Source organism: Amycolatopsis kentuckyensis (assembly GCF_002155975.1).
Lineage (GTDB): Bacteria > Actinomycetota > Actinomycetes > Mycobacteriales > Pseudonocardiaceae > Amycolatopsis > Amycolatopsis kentuckyensis.
Genome location: NZ_MUMI01000561.1, coordinates 1 through 1433, shown reverse-complemented (window position 1 = coordinate 1433; position 1433 = coordinate 1). Strand labels below are relative to the sequence as shown.

General features: G+C 67.6%; 1 protein-coding gene. It reads right to left on the bottom strand.

Annotated elements, in window-relative coordinates:
• Positions 1 to 1257: glucuronyl esterase domain-containing protein (locus tag CCN39_RS41745; protein ID WP_208630620.1), on the bottom strand; the 1257-nt coding region annotated here is incomplete at its 3' end.
• Between the last annotated feature and the right edge of the window lie 176 nt (positions 1258 to 1433).

Genomic DNA, 1433 nt, shown 5'->3' with positions numbered 1-1433 from the left:
CGGGGTGGTGGGCGTGGTGGTCGTGCCCGGGCCGTCGCTCAGCGTGGGTGTCGTCCAGTCGCGCCACTCCGCCAGCTTGCCCGCCTTCTTCGCCGAAATCCGGAACGTCCCCGCCGCACCACCTGTCTTCAGCAGGAACTTCTGGATGTTCTGCTGCAACGGCGTCCGCCACTCGGGCCGGGACGCGCAGTGGGTGCCGTCCTGGACGTCCGACCAGTACGTGATGTTGGCGCCCGCGCCGAGCGCCTGGTACACCTCCGCGCCCGCCAGTGCCGCGACGCTGCCCGAACGTGCGCCCAGCCAGTCGATGTGCGGGTTCTCCATGATGAACAGCCCGCGCGGCGCGACCATGCCGACCAGTTCGTGCGTGTCCACCGGCAGCCCGGCGGGGTTGCCGGTGTACGCGCTGAACGCGTCGCCGAACCACGGCTGTTCCCCGTAGGCGTTGCTCAGCCCCTGCGACCCGCTTTCGCCGGGGATCGCGCGCAGCGCCGGGACGCCGGCGGTGCCCGACTCGATCGGCATCGTCAGCGCGATGCGCTGGTCCAGCACACCGATCGCGAAGGCGCTCTTGCCGTACCGCGAACAGCCCGTGACGCCCAGCGCGTCCGGCTTCAGCACCTGCCCGCCCGACTGCTCGAGGACGTCGATGATCCGGCTCACCCCCCACGCCCACGCCGCCAGCAGCCCGGTACTGCTCGAGGAACCGTAAATGCTGTAGAACGCCCCTTGTTTGTTGTTCCGCGGCGTCCCTTCCTTGCCGACGGCCAAGGGGTCGTAACTGATCACGGCGGCGCCGGAGGCCCGGATCGTCGCGGTGTCCGCGCCGAATCCGCCGACCACGAAGACGGCCGGGAACGGCCCCGTTCCGCTCGGCAGCTGGACACCCGCGGAAAAACTGGCGGAGCGGCCGTTTTCGGTGACGTTCACGGTGATGTTCGTGGCCGTGACGCTCCCCGTGACGCTGGCCGGCTTCGTCGGTTTCTGGCCGTAGATCGTCCGTTCCGCGAGTTTCTTGATCTCTTCGCGACGGCACCGCCAGTCGGACTTCGACGTGATGCGGGTGCCGTCGATCTTCTTGAAGGGATCAGGAAGTTTGGCCGTCGACGGGAACGTGGAGGGCAGCGAAACCGGGCAGTCGGCGCCGTCGTCTTCGACCGCGGCGGCGGCGCCCGAGGCCAGCGTGACCATTCCCGTTGCGGCGAGCAGAGTAGCCACCAGCAGGACGAGGGCAGGGCGGAGCCGCGAACCGGACACGGGGTTCTCCCTTCCGATGTAACGAATATGAAAACGGTAGGACCGTTCCATTTCCGTCGTCAAGAAGGGAGTGTGGTGCGAAACTTTCGAAACCGGGGCAATTTCGAAAGTTTCGGATTTCAGCGGCCGATTTGGACGTCGTCAAGGATGCCGAGCGCGTCGGGGACGAGGACGGC